The sequence below is a fragment of the Arenimonas alkanexedens genome, assembly GCF_054781355.1.
Genome location: NZ_BAAGUO010000009.1, coordinates 44,119 through 62,428, shown reverse-complemented (window position 1 = coordinate 62,428; position 18,310 = coordinate 44,119). Strand labels below are relative to the sequence as shown.

The following is an 18,310-nucleotide window of genomic DNA, read 5'->3' as shown; positions in this document are numbered from 1 at the left end:
TCCTGCCGGTGTCGGCCACTAACCGCCGGTTTCGGACCACTGTGCCACTGCGGCCACGAAGCGCGAGACATCGGCATAACTGTTGTACAGCGGCACCGGCGAAATCCGGATGACGTCGGGCTCGCGCCAGTCGCCGACGATGCCTTGGGCTACCAGGGCTTCGAACAGGGCCCGCCCGCGCTCGCGGCCGCCGACCACCCGCAGCGAAAGCTGGCAGCCGCGGCGCTCGGCCTCGGACGGCGTGACGATCTCGAGCACCTTGCCCAACCGCTCGCGCACCTGGGTTTCCAGGTAGCCGGTGAGGCGCTCGGACTTGTCGCGCAGCATCGGCAGGCCGGCGCGGCCGAACAGCTCCAGCGAGACCCGCAGCGGCGCCAGCGCCAAGATCGGCGGATTGCTCAGCTGCCAGCCTTCGGCGCCCGGCGTGGGCACGAAGTCCGGCCCCATGCGGAAGCGCGTGGCCTGGTCATGTCCCCACCAGCCTGCGAAGCGCGGGCGGTCGCTGTGGGCGTGGCGTTCGTGCACGAAGGCACCGGCCACCGCACCCGGCCCGGCGTTGAGGTATTTGTAGCTGCACCAGGCCGCGAAATCGGCGCCGCTGTCGTGCAGGGCCAGCGGCAGGTTGCCGGCGGCATGGGCCAGGTCGAAGCCGACGATGCAGCCGCGCGCGTGCGCCAGCGCGGTGACCTGGCGCAGGTCGAAGGCCTGGCCGGTGCGGTACTGCACGCCCGGCCACAGCACCAGCGCGATCCGATGGCCGTGCTCGGCCAGCGTGCGCTCTATCGCCGCCATCGAAATCGTGCCGCCGGGTTCGTCCGGCGCCAGTTCGATCAGGTCGGTGGCCGGATTGAATCCGTGGAAGCGGATCTGCGACTCGACGCCGTAGCGATCGGACGGGAACGCGCCCGCCTCGACCAAAATCGCGGGGCGCTCGGGGGTCGGCCGGTAGAAGCTCACCATCAGCAGGTGCAGGTTGGTGGTCAGCGAGTTCATCGCCACCACCTCGGACGGCAGCGCGCCGGCGATGTGGGCCAGGCCCTCGCGCACCTGCTCGTGATACGGCATCCACGGATGCTTGCCGTGGAAGTGCGCCTCGACGCCCAGGGCCGCCCAGTCGTCGAGTTCCTGCATCAGCGCCGCGCGCACGCCACGTGGCTGCAGGCCCAGGGAATTGCCGCAGAAGTAGGCCTGCTCGCCGTCGCCGTGGCGCGGCAGCAGGAATTCGGCGCGGAAATGTCGAAGCGGATCCGCTGCGTCGAGCGCTTCCGCGCCGGCGTGCATCAGGTCGTTCATTCAAACCTCGATCGGGGCAGGCCCAGCCATTCCAGCGCCGTGCCGTGATAGAGCCGCGCTTCGTCGGCTTCACCCAGGCCCAGTGCGGCGATGCCGGCGCCCGGCACCTGTTCGCCGAGCGGGAAGGGATAGTCGGTGCCCAGCATCACCCGCGGCACGCCGACGGTGTCGAGCAGGTAGCGCAGGGCGCGGTTGTCGGCCACCCAGGAATCGAAATAGAGCTTGGGCAGGTAGCTGCGCGGATTGTGCGGGTTGTCGGTGGCCACCAGGTCGGGACGCATATTGAAGCCGTGCTCGATCCGGCCGATCGTGTAGGGGAAGCTGCCGCCACCGTGGGCCAGGCAGATCTTCAGGCGCGGGAAGCGCTCGAGCACGCCGCCGAAGATCAGCGCGCAGGCGGCGCGCGACTGCTCGGCCGGCATGCCGACCAGCCAGGGCATCCAGTACTTGGGCATGGACTCGCTGCCCATCATGTCCCAGGGGTGCACCAGGATCGCCGCGCCCAGGTCCTGCGCCGCTTCGAAGAAGGGCAGCAGTTCGGGCGCGTCCAGGTTCCATTCGCCGATATGCGAGCCGATCTGCACGCCTTGAAGGCCGAGCTGGTCGACGCAGCGCTCGAGCTCCTGCACGGCCAGCCGCGGCGACTGCATCGGCACCGTGCCAATGCCGGCGCAGTGCCGGCGATGCTCGCGGCAGGCCTCGGCCATGTGGTCATTGAGCGACTGGTGAAGCTCGAGTGCGTGCTGCGGCTTGGCCCAGTAGCTGAACATCACCGGCACCGTGCTCAGCACCTGCACCTGCACGCCGAAGCGATCGTAGTCGGCGATCCGCTCGGCCGGGTCCCAGGTCTTGGACCAGATCTCGCGGAAGAACTTGCCGTCCTTGTAGATGCGGGCGCGGCCGTCCTCGTGGTGGATCACCGGGAAGCGCGGATCGCCGTACTTCTCGGCCAGGTTCGGCCAGGTGCGCGGCAGGTAGTGGGCGTGGGTGTCGATCTTCAGCATGTCGGTGATCCTAGCCTGAAGGGAGCCAGCGCCCGGGCAGCGGGGGTGGAACCATTTGGGCAATTCAGCAGGCTCAGGGGCTGCGCCATGGCTCAGGGATTCTCTTGGTAGCGGGCGGGGGCGGGATTGAGGTGGCCACAGGCGGTGCAGCGACGGCGTTCTGTAGAGCCGTAGAAGCGGTCGAAAACAGCGTCGAACTGGGTTTCGATGTTCTCGAGGCTGAAGAACTCCTCGTACAGCCTGTTATTGCACTGCTCGCAGAACCAGAGCAGCCCATCTTTTTCATCGGGCAGCCGCTTGCGTTCGATCACCAGGCCAATGCCGCCGGCGCTGCGCTGGGGCGAGTGCGGCACGCGCGCGGGGAGGTAGAAGACTTCGCCGGCCTTGATCGGGATGTCGCGGGCCTGGCCGTCTTCCTGCACCTTGAGCACCATCTCGCCTTCGAGCTGGTAGAAAAATTCCGGGCCCTCGTCCCAGTGGTAGTCGGTGCGCGCATTCGGCCCGCCGACGATCATGATGATGAAGTCACCGTCAACGATGCACTTGTTGGCCACCGGCGGCTTGAGCAGGTGCCGGTGCTCGTCGATCCAGGCCTGCAGGTTGAAGGCCGCGCCGATCACCGGTGGTTCTCCGGGAAGGCGGCGACGCACTTGAGTTCGATCGCGATCGGCGTGGGCAGCGCGGTGATGCCCAGGGTGGTGCGGCAGGGCGCCTTGTCTATGTTCGGGAAATACTCGGCCCAGACGCCGTTGTAGGCGTTGAAGTCGCGCTGGATGTCGGTCAGGTAGACGGTGATGTCCACCAGCCAGTCCCAGCGGCAGTGGCTGGCCTCGAGCACCGCGCGCACATTGGCGAACACGGAATGGCACTGGGTGACGATGTCGTAGTCCACCAGCGCGCCGCCGTCGCCGTAGATGTTCCCCGGCACTGCGTTGCTGCCGGGCGTGCGCGGGCCGATGCCCGACAGGAACAGCAGGTTACCGACGCGGCGGGCGTGCGGATAGCGACCGACCGGATGCGGGGCCGAGGTGGCGTGGATGATTTCGCTCATGATTCGTCCTGCAGTTTGCCGCGGATATGGCCCATGGCCAGGCGGTAGGCGATCGGCAGCTCGTCGAGCGAGTCCACGCCCATGCCGAGCTCGCGCACGCGACCGTCAAGCAGGGAGTACACCCAGCCGTGCACGCTCAGCTTCTGGCCGCGCGCCCAGGCGTCCTGGACGATGGTGGTCTGGCAGACGTTGACCACCTGCTCGACCACGTTCAGTTCGCAAAGCCGCGCGTGGCGCAGCGATTCAAGCTCGACCTCGGCCAGCATCGGGGCGTGCTTGTTGGCCACGTCGCCGACATGGCGCAGCCAGTTGTCGGCCAGGCCCACCCGGGTGCCGGTGAGGGCGGCATGTACGCCGCCGCAGCCGTAGTGGCCGACCACCAGGATGTTTTCGACCTGCAGCACGTCCACCGCGTACTGGATCGTGCTCAGGCAGTTGAGGTCGGTGTGGACCACGACATTGGCGATGTTGCGATGGACGAAGACTTCGCCCGGCTGCAGGCCGGTGATCTGGTTGGCCGGCACCCGCGAGTCCGAGCAGCCGATCCACAGGTACTTGGGGGCCTGCAGCTGCGAGAGTCGCTTGAAGAACTGCGGGTCTTCGGCGCGGACCTTGGCGGCCCATTCCTGGTTGCGGTCTAGCAGTTCCTTCAAAGGCATCGTGTCATCCCAGGTCGATCGTGACGTTCTTGGCTTCGGTGAAGAAGCGCAGGGCTTCCCAGCCGCCTTCGCGGCCGATGCCGGACTGCTTCACGCCGCCGAAGGGCGTGCGCAGGTCGCGGTTCATCCAGGTGTTGACCCAGACCACGCCGGTCTCGAGCGCGGCCGCGAGCCGGTGGGCGCGACCCAGGTTCTGGGTCCAGACGCTGGCGGACAGCCCGTAGGGGCTGGCATTGGCCAGTGCCAGCGCTTCTTCCTCGGTGTCGAAGGGCTGCAGGGTGATTACCGGCCCGAAGATTTCCTCGGTATTGCTGCGGCAGTCGGGGCCGAGGCCCTCGATGATCGTGGGGGCGATGAACCAGCCGTCGGCGCAGCGGCCGGGGAGCGACAGCGCCTCGCCGCCGCAGAGCACGCGGCCGCCTTCGCGGCGCGCGAGTTCAATGCAGCCCAGTACCTTTTCATGATGGGCGCGCGACACCACCGGACCCAGCTGGGTGCCTGCGTCATTCGGGTCGCCAGCGACCAAGGCTTTCGCGCGCGCCACCAGGGCGTCGCGGAATTGATCGTAGTAGCTGCGTTCGATCAGCAGCCGCGACCCGCACAGGCAGATCTGGCCGGAGTTGAGGAAGGCCGAACGCACCACGGTGTCGAGCAGCTTGTCGCGCGGCGCGTCGGCGAAGATCAGGGTGGCGTTCTTGCCGCCGAGTTCCAGCGATGTTTTCTTGAGCGCGCGGGCGCAGCTTTCGGCAATCGCGATACCCACCGCGGTGCTGCCGGTGAAGCTGATCGCCTTGACCTTCGGGTGATCCACCAGCGCCTGCCCGACGCGGGCGCCGCGGCCCTGGACGATGTTGAACACGCCCGACGGGAACCCGATCTCGCGCGCGAGTTCGCCCAGCATCCACGCCGTGACCGGCGTCACTTCCGACGGCTTGCCGACCACGCAGTTGCCGGCGGCCAGGGCTGGCGCGAACTTCCAGGTGAACAGGTACAGCGGCAGGTTCCAGGGGCTGATGACGCCCACCACGCCCAGCGGCTGGCGAAGGGTGTAGTTGACGATGCCCGGGGTCGAGTGGGACTCGCTGGCGAACTGGGTGGCGGCGGCGGCGAAGAAGCGCAGATTGCTGACCGCGCGCGGGATGTCGAGACTGCGCGCCAGCGCCAGCGGCTTGCCCACGTCGCGCGACTCCGCGGCGGCGAAGTCATCCAGGCGGGCTTCCAGCGCATCGGCCAATTTACTGATCCAGGCCGCGCGTTCGCTGGCGGGCAGGGCGGACCAGGCCGGAAAGGCGCGCTGGGCGGCTTCGACGGCAGCCGCAACGTCCTCGGCATCGCCGTCCGGGCAGGTCGCGAAGGCGGACCCCGTGGCCGGTTCGAACACCTCGAGGCACGCACCCCCCGCAGAACCGCGGGACGCGCCATCAATCAGGTGGGTAAGCCGCATTGCCATGCCCGCAAGCTTACCCGCGCAGGCCGCCGTACGGACAGGTCAAGACCCACCAACCCCTGTAGGAGGGCCTTCAGGCCCGAAGCCCTTCGCCAAAAAGCTTCGGGCCTGAAGGCCCTCCTACAGGGGTGACGCGGAGCCGGTCAGGATTGGCAGACCTTGCACCAGTACAGTCGGCGGCCGCCGAGTTCGTGGCGAACGATCACGTCGCCGCAGCCGCGACAGGGCTCGCCTTCGCGATCGAAGACCTCAAAGCGGAAGCCTGTGGGCGTGTCGGTCAGATAGTCCTCGCGCATGCCCTTGGCGCGGCGGATGCCGCGGGTCGCATAGCTGGCCCGCGGCACCGCCAGCAGGGCCCGGGCCAGGGCCTCGGTTTCGTGTTCGTCCAGGTCGCGCGGCCGGCGGTTGGGCGCGATACCCGCCATGAACAGCACCTCCGAGCGAAGGTAGTTGCCCATGCCGGCCAGGAAGCCCTGGTCGAGCAGCAACGCCACCAGCGATCGCCCGGCGAAGCGCGACCCCTGCAGGCGGGCGGCCACGGTGGCCGCGTCCAGCGACAGGTCCAGCACGTCCGGGCCGAGTTTGGCGAGGAAAGGATGGCGCGCCAGTTCGGCGGTCTTCCACATTTCCACTTCAGACGCCGAATACAGCAGGACCGCTTTCTTCGCCGTCTCCAGCGCCACCCGCAGCGAGCGCGTGGTGTCGGGTCGCTCACCGGACTTGGCGACTTTCCAGACGCCGTAGAGTTGGTTGTGCGAGTAGAGCGTCAAGCCGTGGTCGAAGTGGGTGAGCAAGGCCTTGCCGTGCGGCACGATCGACGTGATGCGATGGTCCACCAGCGTGCGCTGGTGGCGCTTGAGTTCCGGGAACGCGAAGAACGCGCTGGTGAGTGGCTGGCCGACCACGGCCTTGGCCAACTGGTCGGCGGCGCGGCGGATTTCAGGACCTTCGGGCATGCGTAAAGCCTGCGGCGCCTGGCGTGCAGGCGGCGTGTTGGCTCAGGCCGGCAGCACCGGCAGCACCGGCGGCACGGCCTGGACTTCGTGGTACTCAAAGCCCAGCGAACCGTTCTCTACCCGCGCCACGCGCGCGTCCACGACCACGGCCGGGCCGGAGACATCGAAGAACACCAGGCGCACGATTTCGGCCACGTCGAGCCGGCACGTGGCCGGGCGGAACAGGCCACAGCCCCCTTCGGACAGGTCCTTGACCTCGCTGACCCAGGCGCGGTCGCCGTGCAGCACCATCACCCGGGCGGCGAAGGGCACGCGGTCGGACCAGCGGTTGTTGGAATCCATGGCGGGCAGCCTCAGAGAGATCGGGTACGCCCGCCGTCCACCGGCAGGTTGATGCCATTGACGTAGCCGGCGCTGTTCCCGGCCAGGAAGGCGATGGCGGCCGCTACTTCCGCCGGCTCGGCGAAGCGTCCCGCCGGCACGGTCGCCAGCATCGCCTGGGCGATGTCGGCGGCGGGCTTGCCGGTGGCCGCGGCCCGCTCGGCCAGGATCTGGTCCAGGCGCTGGGTGCGCGTGTAGCCGGGCAGCACGTTGTTGACGGTGATGCCCTGGGGTCCGAGTTCAGTGGCCAGGGTCTTGGCCCAGGCCGCGACCGCGCCGCGGACGGTATTGGACACGCCCAGGTTGGCGATGGGCTCCTTCACCGACGTGGAGATGACGTTGACGATGCGGCCCCAGCCGGCGGCACGCATGCCGGGCAATACCGCCTGCACCAGCACCTGATTGGCGACCAGGTGCTGGCGAAACACGGCCAGGTAGTCTTCGGGCGCCGCCGTGTGCGCGGCGCCGCCGGGCGGGCCGGCCGTGTTGTTGACCAGAATGTGCACCGGGTGCTGCGCGCAAAGCGCGGCCACGGCGTTCGCCAGGCCGGCGCTGTCGCCGGCGTCGGCGGCGACATAGCGATGCTGCTGACCCTCGGCGCAGGGCAGGGCGGCCACGACCTCGGCCAGCCGGCCCGGACGCCGCGCCAGCACGGTGATCTCGGCGCCGCGTGCCGCCAGGGCTTCGGCGGTCGCCAGACCGATGCCCTCGGAGCCGCCGCAGACCAGCGCATGCCGGCCGCGCAGCGATTCGTTCACCGGTCTTCCCCGGTCAGCGGGTTCTTGACCGACTGCATCATCAGTTCACGCAGGCTGTCGTCGTCCTCGGCGCGCGGCGCTTCGATTTCCTCCAGGTCCAGGCCCCAGGCCTCGGCGTCCTCGGCGTCCATGCCGTCCAGGGCGCGGAACTCGGCGTCCATCAGGGCCGAACGGGCGATGTCCTCGCTCTCGTAGATATTGATGCGGCCGTCGCAGTCGAACACCTCGGCGACGCCGCTCTCGAGCACCCGCAGTCGCGACCACACCAGCATGCGCGGCAGCGACGCCAGCCACCACTGGTCGGAGTCGCGCGGGCCGCCGTCGGTTTCGTTGTCTTGGTCTTGGGACATCAATCGTTTCCTTTACTGCAGGACCACCAGCACCACCACGCCGATGGCACCGACGAGGCTGAGCCAGCCGCTGCCGGCGGTGATGCCGGCGAAGAAATTCAGGTTTTCGTCATGGGCCGCGCGATGCTTCCAGCGCATCAGCCACCAGCTGTAGCCCCAGCCGCCGTCCTCGGTGCCCGGGGCGAAGGCGATGTCCTTGTCCAGCTGATGTCGGAAGGCCAGCACCCGGAAGCCGAAATGCGCCGGCGCCGCCGAACCGGCCAGGCCCAGGAACAGGAACAGCAGCAGCGAGCCGGCACCGGTTCCCATGGATTAAAACGTCGCCAGGCCAGGCGCGCGCGGGTAGGGAATCGCGTCGCGGATATTGGCCAGGCCGCAGGTATAGACCACCAGGCGCTCGAAGCCGAGCCCGAAGCCGGCGTGCGGCACGGTGCCGTAGCGGCGGAAGTCGCGATACCAGCCGTAATGCTCCGGATCGAGCCCGAACTGCGCCATGCGCGCGTCCAGCACGTCCAGGCGCTCCTCGCGCTGGCTGCCGCCGATGATCTCGCCGATGCCCGGCGCCAGCACGTCCATCGCCGCGCAGGTCTTGCCGTCGTCGTTGAGGCGCATGTAGAAGGCCTTGATTTGCTCGGGGTAGTTCATCACCACCACCGGGCGGCCCACGTGCACTTCGGTCAGCCAGCGCTCGTGTTCGGTCTGCAGGTCCAGGCCCCATTCCACCGGGTAGTCGAACTTGTGGCCGGATTTCTGCAGCAGCGACACCGCCTCGCTGTAGTCCATGCGCTCGAAGGGCGTGTCCACCATGGCCTCGAGCCGGGTGATCGCGGTTTTCTCGACGCGTTCGGCGATGAAGCCCAGGTCGTCGCCGCGTTCGGCCAGCACGGCCTTGAACAGGTACTTCAGGAACTTCTCGGCCAGGTCGGCATTGGTCTTGAGGTCGGCGAAGGCGATCTCCGGCTCGATCATCCAGAACTCGGCCAGGTGCCGCGTGGTGTGGGAGTTTTCGGCCCGGAAGGTCGGCCCGAAGGTGTAGACCTTGCTCAGCGCCAGGCAGTAGGCCTCGACATTGAGCTGGCCCGACACGGTCAGGAAGGTTTCCTTGCCGAAGAAGTCTTTCGAGAAATCCACTTCGCCCTTGGCGGTGCGCGGCAGGTTGGCCATGTCCAGGGTCGAGACGCGGAACATCTGGCCCGCGCCTTCGGCGTCGGACGTGGTGATGATCGGCGTGCTGATCCAGTAGAAGCCCTGCTCATGGAAGAAGCGGTGCACGGCCTGGGCCAGGCAATGCCGGATGCGGGTGACCGCGCCGAACAGGTTGGTGCGCGGCCGCAGGTGCGCCACTTCGCGCAGGAACTCCAGCGAGTGCGGCTTGGGCTGGATCGGGTAGGTTTCCGGATCCTCGACCCAGCCCACCACCTCGATGCCGGTGGCCTCGAGCTCGAAGGCCTGGCCCTGGCCCTGCGAGGGCTTGAGCACGCCGTGCGCGATGACCGCGCAGCCGGCCGACAGGCGCTTGACCTCAGACTCGTAGTTGCCGAGCGAGGCGGGTGCCACGACCTGGATCGGGTCGAAGCAGGAACCATCGCTGACGTTCACGAAGCTGAGCCCGGCCTTGGAGTCGCGCCGGGTGCGCACCCAGCCGCGGACCGTGACTTCGCTGCCCGGGGCGTGTTGCCCGGAGAGCGCCTGCTGGACGCTGACCACTGCCATGCTCTTGAATCCCTGCCCCGACGGGCCAACTCTTGGAAGACCGCAAGGATACCCGCAGGCGTGGGTTCACGCAGCGCCGGTATACTTGCCGGGTCATTCCCCCTTCGCCACGAGAACAGTCCATGGCCGTCACCCTGACCTCCGCCGCCGCCGCCCGCGTCCGCAGCTACCTGGCCGAAACGCCCGATGGCATCGGCCTGCGCTTTGGTGTCCGCAAGTCCGGCTGCACCGGCTTCGCTTACGTGGTGGACATCGCCAAGGCCGCCGGCCCCGACGACAGCGTGTTCGAGACCGACGGCGTGGCTGTCCGGGTGGACGCCGCCAGCCTGCCGGAGGTGGACGGCACCGAGATCGACTTCGTCAGCCAGGGCCTGAACCAGCAGTTCGTCTTCCGTAACCCCCGGGTTTCGGCCGAATGCGGCTGCGGCGAGTCCTTCAGCACCAGCGCCGACCAGGCGAACTAGCCCTGGTAGGAGGGCCTTCAGGCCCGAAGCTTTTCGCGAAGAGCTTCGGGCCTGAAGGCCCTCCTACAGGATGCAAATTCTTTTTGGGACAGGGACTTGCCGGCGGCAGGCCGGCTCGGGCATAATGTGCGGCTCCCCGTCCTGGGGAGACCCTTGCTCCACGGCAGACGCCCACGCGTCCCGGCCGGGGGCTGCCAGGCCGAATCACCGGCCGCATCCACAAGGAAACAACCTATGCGTCACTATGAAATCGTTTTCATGGTCCATCCGGACCAGAGCGAGCAGGTGCCGGCCATGATCGAGCGCTACAAGTCGCTGATCGAAGCCGACGAAGGCAAGATCCATCGCCTGGAAGATTGGGGCCGCCGCCAGCTGGCGTACTCCATCAACAACCTGGTCAAGGCTCACTACGTGATGCTGAACGTCGAGTGCGGCCAGAAGGTCCTCACCGAGCTCGTCGACGGCTTCCGCTTCAATGACGCCGTGCTGCGCCACATGATCATCGCCCGCGACGAAGCCGTCACCGAGCAGTCCCTGATCATGAAGACCAAGGACGAGAAGAGCGAGCGCCGCCCGCGCCGTGACGATGAAGAAAACAGCGTTGGCACGTCCAGCGACGACGCCGCCTGAGCCCGAGACCGGAGACCGACATGAGCAAGTTTTTCCGCCGCCGCAAGTTCTGCAAATTCACGGCCGAGGGCGTCAAGGAGATCGACTACAAGGATCTCAACACCCTGCGCCAGTACCTGACCGAGAACGGCAAGATCGTTCCCAGCCGCATCACCGGCACCAAGGCCAAGTACCAGCGTCAGCTGCAGACCGCGATCAAGCGCGCCCGCGAGCTGGCCCTGATCCCGTACACCGACAACCACCAGAACTGAGCCGTGGGGCCTTCGGGCCCCGCGTCTTCAAACCCGTCCCAACGGACAGCCAACAGTTGCGGGGCCACGCGCCCCGCTAACGTGACGGAGCTACACAATGAAGCTGATTCTCCTGCAGAAAGTCGTGAACCTCGGTGGCCTGGGTGACCTGGTCGATGTGAAGCCGGGCTACGGCCGCAACTTCCTGGTGCCGTTCGGCAAGGCCGTGCCGGCCACCCAGACCAATATCGCCTCGTTCGAAGCCAAGCGCGCCGAGTACGAAGCCAAGGCCGACCAGGTCCTGGCCGACGCCGAAGCCCGCAAGGCCAAGCTCGAGGGCGCCAGCGTCACGATCCACGCCAACGCTTCGACCGAAGGCAAGCTGTTCGGTTCGGTCGGCCCGCGCGACGTCGCCGAGGCCTTCACGGCCGCCGGCCACAAGCTCGACAAGAGCGAAGTGGTCATGTCGGAAGGCGCGCTGCGCCGCACCGGCGAGTTCGACATCGAAGTGCGCCTGCACGCCGACGTCCAGACCGCCGTCAAGGTCGTCGTCGAAGCCGAAGCCTGATCTTCGCTGCTTGCGTTACCAGAAGGGCGCCTCCGGGCGCCCTTCTTTTTTGTAGCGACCCCCTGTAGGAGGGCCTTCAGGCCCGAAGCTCTTCGCGAAGAGCTTCGGGCCTGAAGGCCCTCCTACAGTCTGCTGTCTCAGGATATGAGAGGCCGGCGGGCAAGGATGTGCACCGGTTATGCACAGACTTATCCGTGTCCCGGGGCAGGGAGGCTCGCTAGGATGTCCTACCTGACGTACCGCCGACGCTGATGCCGGTCAGCGCCTCAATGAAGGCCGATATGCCCGCACGTTCCGAGTCCTTCCGCACCGAAGCCAAGATCGACGCCCTGCGCGTCCCGCCCCAGTCCGTGGAGGCCGAGCAGGCCGTGATCGGCGGCCTGATGCTGGCGCCCGACTCGCTCGATCGCGTCGGCGACTTCCTGACCGAACACGACTTCTACCGGCGCGACCACCGGCTGATCTATCGCGCCATCCGCGAACTGAGCGAAAAGAACAAACCCTTCGATGCCGTCACCCTGGGCGAATGGTTCGAGGCCAACAGCCTGTCCGAACAGATCGGCGGCACCGGCTATCTGGTCGAGCTCGCGTCCAGCACCCCGTCGGCGGCCAACATCCGCGCCTACGCCGAGATCGTGCGCGAAAAAGCCGTGCTGCGGCAGTTGATCGAGGCCGGCACCGAGATCGTCAACGACGGCTTCCAGCCTGAAGGGCGCGACAGCCAGGAAGTGCTGTCGGCCGCCGAGATGAAGGTCTTCAAGATCGCCGAACAGGGCCGCCGCGGCCGCGCTGATTTCACCACCCTGCGCGACGCCATGAAGGACGCGTTCCAGATCCTGCAGGAACGCTACGAGAACCAGGGCAACGTCACCGGCCTGCCCACCGGTTTCCACGACCTTGACGAGATGACGGCCGGCCTGCAGCCGTCCGACCTGATCATCCTGGCCGCGCGTCCGGCGATGGGCAAGACCACGCTGGCGCTGAACATCGCCGAGTACGGCGCGCTCAAGACCAAGAAGGCGGTTGCCGTCTTCTCGATGGAAATGTCGGCCTCGCAGCTGGCCTTCCGCCTGATCTCCTCGATCGGGCGCGTCAACGCCACCCGGCTGCGCACCGGCCAGCTTGAGGACGAGGACTGGTCGCGCGTGAACATGGCAATCAAGATGCTTTCCGAAGTGAAGGTGATGATCGACGACACCCCGGCGCTGTCGCCCGACGTGCTGCGCTCCAAGGCCCGCCGCATCAAGCGCGAGCACGACCTGGGCCTGATCGTGGTCGATTACCTGCAGCTGATGCAGGTGCCCGGTTCGGGCGACAACCGCACCAACGAAATCTCCGAGATCTCGCGCTCGCTCAAGGCCCTGGCCATGGAGTTGAAAGTGCCGGTGGTCGCGCTGTCCCAGCTCAACCGCGGCCTCGAGTCGCGCACCGACAAGCGCCCGGTGATGTCCGACCTGCGCGAATCAGGCGCCATCGAGCAGGACGCCGACATCATCATGTTCATCTACCGCGACGACTACTACAACAAAGAGTCCAACGACAAAGGCCTGGCCGAAGTGATCATCGCCAAGCAGCGTAACGGCCCCACCGGCGCCGTGAAGCTGAAGTTCTTCGGCGAATACACCCGCTTCGACAACCTGGCCCGGGACAGCGTCGGCAGCTTCGAGTAAGCGCCGCCGCCCGCAGGCTACAATCCGGCCATGAACGCCGACCTTCCCGCCGCGCCCGGGCCCCAGGTCGCTGGCCCCAGCGCCGGCGAGTTCGGCCAGCGCCCGACCCGCATCCGGGTTGACCTCGATGCACTGAGCCACAACCTGCGCGTGCTGCGTGCGCACGCAGGCGTGCCGGTGATGGGCGTGGTCAAGGCCAATGCCTACGGCCACGGGCTGGTGCCGGTGGCGCGTCACCTGCAGGCACAAGGGGTGGACCAGTTGGGCGTGGCCTTCCTGGAGGAAGGCATCGCCCTGCGCCGCGCCGGCATTCGCCTGCCCATCCTGGTGATGGGCGGCATTTTCGGCCCTCAGGCGGCCGCGCTGATCGCCGAAGACCTCGAAATCACCGTGTCCTCGCTCGACAAGCTGCGCCAGGTCGAGGCGGCCGCCGAGGCGCTGGGCCAACGCGCCACCATCCACCTGAAGATCGACACCGGGATGGAGCGTATCGGCGTGCACAGCTACCACGCCGGTCCCTTCATCGAGGCGGCGGTCGCCTCGCTCTGGTGCACGGTCAAGGGCGTGTATTCGCACCTGGCCTGTTCCGACGAGCCCGCCTCGCCGATGACCGCAGGACAGCTTGAACGCTTCCTGGAGGCCTGCGCACACTTCGATCGCCTGGGCGCGCCGATGCCGGTCCGCCACCTGGCCAACTCCGGCGGCGTGCTTAACTTCCCCGCCACCCACCTAGACCTGGTGCGGCCGGGCATCGCCCTGTACGGCGTGCTGCCGGATCCGTCCTCGCGCACCGACCTCGACCTGCGTCCGGCGCTGTCGCTGCTGTCGCAGGTCGTCTACTTCAAGGTGGTGCCGGCCGGGCAGCCGGTCAGCTACGGCGCGACCTGGACGTCGGCCGTGGACACCCGCATGGTCACCCTCCCGATCGGCTATGGCGACGGCTTTCCGCGCGCGCTGTCCTCTTGCGGCGAAGTGCTGGTGCGTGGCCAGCGCCGGCCGATTGCCGGGCGGATCTGCATGGACCAGTTCATGGCCGACCTCGGCCCGGACGGCACGGCCTATAACGAAGATGTCGTGGTGCTGATCGGCAAGCAGGGCGACGAGGTCATCCGCTGCGAGGACGTTGCCCGGGCGGCCGGCACCATCCCCTACGAGATCCTGGTCGGCCTGAACGGCCGCATCCCCCGCGAGTACCTGTAGGAGGGGCTTCAGCCCCGAAGCTTTTCGCCGAAGAGCTTCGGGGCTGAAGCCCCTCCTACAGGGGTTCGTGTCATTTTCTGCACGAGTCGGTGAACACACTAGCCAAATGGCCCAATCCTTGCGCAACCTGGTCCTGGTCCTTGGCGACCAGCTCGACGCCGACTCCGCGGTGTTCGACGAATTCGATCCCGCGACGGACGCGGTCTGGATGGCCGAGGTGGCCCACGAGGCCACGCAGGTGTGGAGTACGAAGCCGCGGATCGTGATGTTCCTGGCCGCCATGCGCCAGTTCCGCGACCTGCTGCGCTCGCGCGGTTTCACGGTGCACTACCGGGCGCTGGACGAACACGAATACCCCGACCTCGACGCTGCGCTGGCCGCTGACCTGGCGTCTCTCAAACCCGCCAAGCTGCTGTCCGTCCGGCCCGGCGAATGGCGCCTGGCTCAGTCCTTGCCGAAGGTTTGCGCCGCCGCGGGCGTCGCCTGGATCGAGCGGCCCGACCGGCACTTCTACTGCGACGACGACGACTTCGCCGACTGGTGCGGCAAGCGCAAGGAGTACCGCCTCGAGTTCTTCTACCGCTGGCTGCGCAAGCGCGAGGACGTGCTGATGCAGGACGGCGAGCCCGTGGGCGGTCAGTGGAATTTCGACCACGACAACCGCGGCCGTTTCGACAAACGCGGGCCCGGGCTGCTGCCGGCACCGCGCGCCTTTGCGCCCGATCGCAGCACGCGTGAGGTGATCGCCATGGTCCGGACTCGGTTCGCGGCGCATCCCGGAAAGCTGGATCAGTTCGACTGGCCGCTGACTACAGACCAGGCCCAGCAGGCGCTGGAGGATTTCATCGCGCACCGGCTGCCGCTGTTCGGGCGCTACCAGGACGCGCTGTGGGAGGGCGAGCCCTGGCTCTACCATTCGCGACTGTCGGCCGCGATGAACCTCAAGCTGCTGTCGCCCAGGCGCGTCGTGGCGGCGGCGGTGCAGGCCTACAGTGACGGCCATGCGCCGATCGAGGCGGTGGAGGGATTCATTCGACAAGTGCTGGGCTGGCGCGAGTTTGTTCGCGGCGTGTACTGGCAGCGTATGCCTGGCCTGTTGGACGAAAACGCGCTCGGCGCGGAGGCGTCGCTTCCCGACTTTTACTGGACCGGCGACACCGACATGGCCTGCCTGCGCGATGCGCTGCGCCAGACGCTGGACCTGGGCTATGCCCACCACATCCAGCGGCTGATGGTCACCGGCCTGTTTGCGCTGCTCTTGGGCGTGCGCCCGCGCGAGGTGCATGCCTGGTACCTGGCGGTTTACGTGGACGCGGTGGAGTGGGTCGAATTGCCGAATGTGCTGGGCATGAGCCAGTACGCCGACGGCGGCCGCATGACCAGCAAACCGTATGCGGCCTCCGGCGCCTACATCCACAAGATGTCCAACCACTGCGCCGGCTGCCGCTTCAAGCCCAGTGAAGCGGTCGGCGAGCGGGCCTGCCCGTTCACCACGCTCTACTGGGATTTCCTGGCGCGCCACGAGGCGCGCTTCGCCCGGCACCCGCGCACCGCGCTGCAGTGGAAGAACCTGGCGCGCAAGCCGGCTGCCGACGTGGCCGCGATTCGCGCCCAGGCCCAGGATTTGCGCCAGGCGCTGGCGTCGGATTCACGGCCGAAACACGGGGTGGACGGGTAGGGTGGCGGGGTATTCCCCCTGTCTGGAACACCATGAAAACCTGTCTGATCACTGGCGCCTCCGGCGGCGTCGCCACCGCCTTGGCCGAACAACTGCGCACCGCCGGCTGGCGCTTGGCCCTGGTGTCGCGACGTGCCGACACGCTGACCCTGGCCGACGGTGACCTGGCGATCGTCGCCGACGTCGCCACCGAAGACGGGGCCGAGACGGCGCTTGCGCAGGCGACCGAGGCCTTCGGCGCGCCGCCCGATGCCGTGGCGCACTGCGCCGGCGCCATCCTGATTGCGCCGATCGGACGCACCACGGAAGCGCAGTACCGCGCCTGCATGGCGGCCAACCTCGACAGCGCCTTCTTTGTCGCCAAGGCGTATGCGCCGCGCGTTCAAAAGGCACAGCAGCCCGGCGCGCTGTTGTTCTTCAGCTCGGTGGCGGCCGGCATCGGTGTCGCCAACCATGCAGCGATCGCCATGGCCAAGGGCGGCGTCGAGGCGCTGGTGCGCTCGCTGGCGGCGGACTTCTCGGGCGCCGGCCTGCGCGTGAACGCCATCGCGCCCGGCCTGATGCGGACACCCGCCACCGAACGCATGCTCACGAACGAGTCCGCCGCCAAGGCGATCGCCGGCCAGTACCCGCTGGGTCGCCACGGCGAGTCCGCCGATGCCGCGGCCCTGGGAGCATTCTTGCTGTCGGAGGCCGCGGGCTGGATCAGCGGCCAGGTGATCGGCCTCGACGGCGGCTTCCAAGCGGTGCGACCCTACGTCAAGACCGCCTGAGTTCCCGCCATGGCCAATGCCCTCATCTGGTTCCGCCGCGACCTGCGGCTGGACGACAATCCCGCGCTTCAGGCCGCGCTTCGCGCCGGGTTGGCGCCGATTTTCGTCTACATCCATGCGCCGGACGAGGACGCGCCCTGGGCGTCTGGCGCCGCCACCAACGCCTGGCTGCATCGGGCACTGGGCGCCTTGGACGCGGACCTGCAGAGCCGAGGGTCGCGGCTGGTGATTCGCCGCGGCGACAGCCTGGCCGAGCTCGAGAAGCTGATCGCTGAAACCCAGGCCGAGGCGCTGCACTGGAACCGCCTCTACGAGCCGGCATCGATCGCGCGCGACACCCGCATCAAGCAGGGCCTGAAGTCGCGCGGCCTGACCGTGGAGAGCCACAACGCGGCGCTGCTGGTCGAGCCGTGGACGGTGGAGACCGGCAACGGCGATCCGTATCGCGTTTTCACGCCGTTCTGGAAGAACGCCCGGCAGCGGCTGGATCCGAAGGCGCCGGCCGCGGCGCCCAAGCGTTTGCCGGAACCGCCGACGCGACTGGCGGGACTCGATGTCGTAGACCTGGGGCTCGAGCCACGCAAGCCTGAGCCGCGTTGGGATACCGGCTTCTGGGATCACTGGCAGCCCGGCGAGGCCGGCGCCGCCGAGCTGCTGGAGGCCTTCCTGGACGGCGCCGCGACCGGCTACAAGGAACAGCGCAACTATCCCGACCGCATCGCCACGTCGAAGCTGTCGCCGCATCTTCACTTTGGCGAGATCTCGCCCCGGCGCATCGTTTCGACCGTGCTCGCGCAGCGCTGGCCGGCGGTCGTGCAGCCCGACATTGACCATTTCCTGAGCGAGCTGGGCTGGCGCGAGTTCAGCCACCATCTGCTGTTCCACTTTCCGCACACGGCCAGCGAAAACCTGAACCCGAAGTTCGCGGAGTTCCGCTGGGCCAAGCCTGACCCGGCGCACCTGCGTGCGTGGCAGCGCGGACGCACCGGCGTACCCATCGTGGATGCCGGCATGCGCGAGCTCTGGCACACCGGCTGGATGCACAACCGGATGCGGATGGTGGTCGCCAGCTTCCTGACCAAGAACCTCCGCTATCACTGGAAGCACGGGGCCGACTGGTTCTGGGACACGCTGGTGGACGCCGACCTGGCCAACAACACGCAGGGCTGGCAGTGGACCGCCGGCACCGGTGCCGATGCCGCACCGTACTTCCGTATCTTCAGCCCGATCGCGCAAGCCCAGAAGTTCGACCCGGCCGGGAAGTACATCCGGCGCTGGGTTCCGGAGCTGGCAAAATTGCCGGATTCGGCGCTTGCAGCGCCGTGGGAGAAGCCGGACCTGCTGCGCCAGCTGGCGCCGGATTACCCGATCAAACCCATTATTGATCTCAAGACCAGCCGCGAGGCGGCGCTGGAGGCCTACTCCGGCCCCAAGACCAAGCCGGTCATCGAGCGTTGACGCCTGCGCGCCGCAGGCGGCATCCTG

At 67.7% G+C, this 18,310-nt stretch carries 21 protein-coding genes; 9 read left to right on the top strand and 12 right to left on the bottom strand.

The annotated features are described in order from the left end of the window. Window positions 1–18: 18 nt before the first annotated feature. The 12 genes from kynU to asnS all read right to left on the bottom strand — a co-directional run bounded on the left by kynU (window position 19) and on the right by asnS (window position 9,612). Complete coding sequence (kynU, locus tag ACYVGY_RS13420) at window positions 19–1,293, bottom strand: kynureninase (protein ID WP_460458005.1); 1,275 nt, start codon at window positions 1,291–1,293, stop codon at window positions 19–21. Then, complete coding sequence (locus ACYVGY_RS13415) at window positions 1,290–2,297, bottom strand: amidohydrolase family protein (RefSeq protein ID WP_460458004.1); 1,008 nt, start codon at window positions 2,295–2,297, stop codon at window positions 1,290–1,292. The genes kynU and ACYVGY_RS13415 overlap by 4 nt, the downstream gene beginning before the upstream one ends. Window positions 2,298–2,389: 92 nt before the next feature. Next, entirely contained in the window at window positions 2,390–2,917 is a 528-nt protein-coding gene (locus tag ACYVGY_RS13410) for a 3-hydroxyanthranilate 3,4-dioxygenase (protein WP_460458003.1), read from the bottom strand. Further along, window positions 2,914–3,348 (bottom strand): RidA family protein, encoded by a 435-nt coding sequence (locus ACYVGY_RS13405; RefSeq protein WP_460458002.1) that lies wholly within the window; start codon window positions 3,346–3,348, stop codon window positions 2,914–2,916. The genes ACYVGY_RS13410 and ACYVGY_RS13405 overlap by 4 nt, the downstream gene beginning before the upstream one ends. Next, window positions 3,345–4,007, bottom strand: coding sequence for a carbonate dehydratase (gene can, locus ACYVGY_RS13400; protein WP_460458001.1), 663 nt, complete (start codon window positions 4,005–4,007; stop codon window positions 3,345–3,347). Before can ends, ACYVGY_RS13405 begins: the two co-directional genes overlap by 4 nt. A gap of 4 nt (window positions 4,008–4,011) precedes the next feature. Further along, entirely contained in the window at window positions 4,012–5,457 is a 1,446-nt protein-coding gene (locus ACYVGY_RS13395) for an aldehyde dehydrogenase (RefSeq protein WP_460458000.1), read from the bottom strand. Window positions 5,458–5,597: 140 nt separating this feature from the next. After that, window positions 5,598–6,410, bottom strand: a complete 813-nt coding sequence (gene nei, locus ACYVGY_RS13390; protein WP_460457999.1) for an endonuclease VIII — start codon at window positions 6,408–6,410, stop codon at window positions 5,598–5,600. Between the two features lie 42 nt (window positions 6,411–6,452). Further along, complete coding sequence (locus tag ACYVGY_RS13385; protein ID WP_460457998.1) at window positions 6,453–6,752, bottom strand: PilZ domain-containing protein; 300 nt, start codon at window positions 6,750–6,752, stop codon at window positions 6,453–6,455. An 11-nt stretch (window positions 6,753–6,763) separates the two neighbouring features. Beyond that, the gene (locus ACYVGY_RS13380; RefSeq protein WP_460457997.1) at window positions 6,764–7,549 is read right to left on the bottom strand and encodes an SDR family oxidoreductase; all 786 of its coding nucleotides are present in this window, start codon (window positions 7,547–7,549) and stop codon (window positions 6,764–6,766) included. Beyond that, window positions 7,546–7,899 (bottom strand): hypothetical protein, encoded by a 354-nt coding sequence (locus ACYVGY_RS13375; RefSeq protein ID WP_460457996.1) that lies wholly within the window; start codon window positions 7,897–7,899, stop codon window positions 7,546–7,548. Before ACYVGY_RS13375 ends, ACYVGY_RS13380 begins: the two co-directional genes overlap by 4 nt. Window positions 7,900–7,911: 12 nt before the next feature. After that, complete coding sequence (locus ACYVGY_RS13370; RefSeq protein WP_460457995.1) at window positions 7,912–8,208, bottom strand: hypothetical protein; 297 nt, start codon at window positions 8,206–8,208, stop codon at window positions 7,912–7,914. A 3-nt stretch (window positions 8,209–8,211) separates the two neighbouring features. After that, window positions 8,212–9,612 carry an asparagine--tRNA ligase gene (gene asnS, locus ACYVGY_RS13365; RefSeq protein ID WP_460457994.1) on the bottom strand — a complete coding sequence of 467 codons (1,401 nt, stop codon included), beginning with the start codon at window positions 9,610–9,612 and terminating at the stop codon, window positions 8,212–8,214. A 122-nt stretch (window positions 9,613–9,734) separates the two neighbouring features. Between asnS and ACYVGY_RS13360 the strand changes: the two genes are divergently transcribed. From ACYVGY_RS13360 to ACYVGY_RS13320, 9 genes are all read left to right on the top strand, one after another. After that, entirely contained in the window at window positions 9,735–10,076 is a 342-nt protein-coding gene (locus ACYVGY_RS13360; protein ID WP_460457993.1) for a HesB/IscA family protein, read from the top strand. A gap of 234 nt (window positions 10,077–10,310) precedes the next feature. Further along, a complete protein-coding gene (gene rpsF / locus ACYVGY_RS13355) occupies window positions 10,311–10,706 on the top strand; it encodes a 30S ribosomal protein S6 (RefSeq protein WP_460457992.1) in 396 nt (131 codons plus the stop codon). Between the two features lie 20 nt (window positions 10,707–10,726). After that, complete coding sequence (gene rpsR / locus ACYVGY_RS13350; protein ID WP_034220475.1) at window positions 10,727–10,957, top strand: 30S ribosomal protein S18; 231 nt, start codon at window positions 10,727–10,729, stop codon at window positions 10,955–10,957. Between the two features lie 97 nt (window positions 10,958–11,054). After that, on the top strand, window positions 11,055–11,504 hold the full coding sequence (gene rplI / locus ACYVGY_RS13345) for a 50S ribosomal protein L9 (RefSeq protein ID WP_460457991.1): 450 nt from the start codon (window positions 11,055–11,057) through the stop codon (window positions 11,502–11,504). 251 nt (window positions 11,505–11,755) lie between these two features. After that, the gene (locus ACYVGY_RS13340) at window positions 11,756–13,174 is read left to right on the top strand and encodes a replicative DNA helicase (RefSeq protein WP_460457990.1); all 1,419 of its coding nucleotides are present in this window, start codon (window positions 11,756–11,758) and stop codon (window positions 13,172–13,174) included. 30 nt (window positions 13,175–13,204) lie between these two features. Beyond that, the gene (gene alr, locus ACYVGY_RS13335; protein WP_460457989.1) at window positions 13,205–14,374 is read left to right on the top strand and encodes an alanine racemase; all 1,170 of its coding nucleotides are present in this window, start codon (window positions 13,205–13,207) and stop codon (window positions 14,372–14,374) included. A 106-nt stretch (window positions 14,375–14,480) separates the two neighbouring features. Continuing rightward, window positions 14,481–16,052 carry a cryptochrome/photolyase family protein gene (locus tag ACYVGY_RS13330; protein ID WP_460457988.1) on the top strand — a complete coding sequence of 524 codons (1,572 nt, stop codon included), beginning with the start codon at window positions 14,481–14,483 and terminating at the stop codon, window positions 16,050–16,052. 32 nt (window positions 16,053–16,084) lie between these two features. After that, on the top strand, window positions 16,085–16,825 hold the full coding sequence (locus ACYVGY_RS13325) for an SDR family NAD(P)-dependent oxidoreductase (protein WP_460457987.1): 741 nt from the start codon (window positions 16,085–16,087) through the stop codon (window positions 16,823–16,825). 9 nt (window positions 16,826–16,834) lie between these two features. Continuing rightward, entirely contained in the window at window positions 16,835–18,283 is a 1,449-nt protein-coding gene (locus ACYVGY_RS13320) for a cryptochrome/photolyase family protein (RefSeq protein WP_460457986.1), read from the top strand. Window positions 18,284–18,310 lie beyond the last annotated feature (27 nt).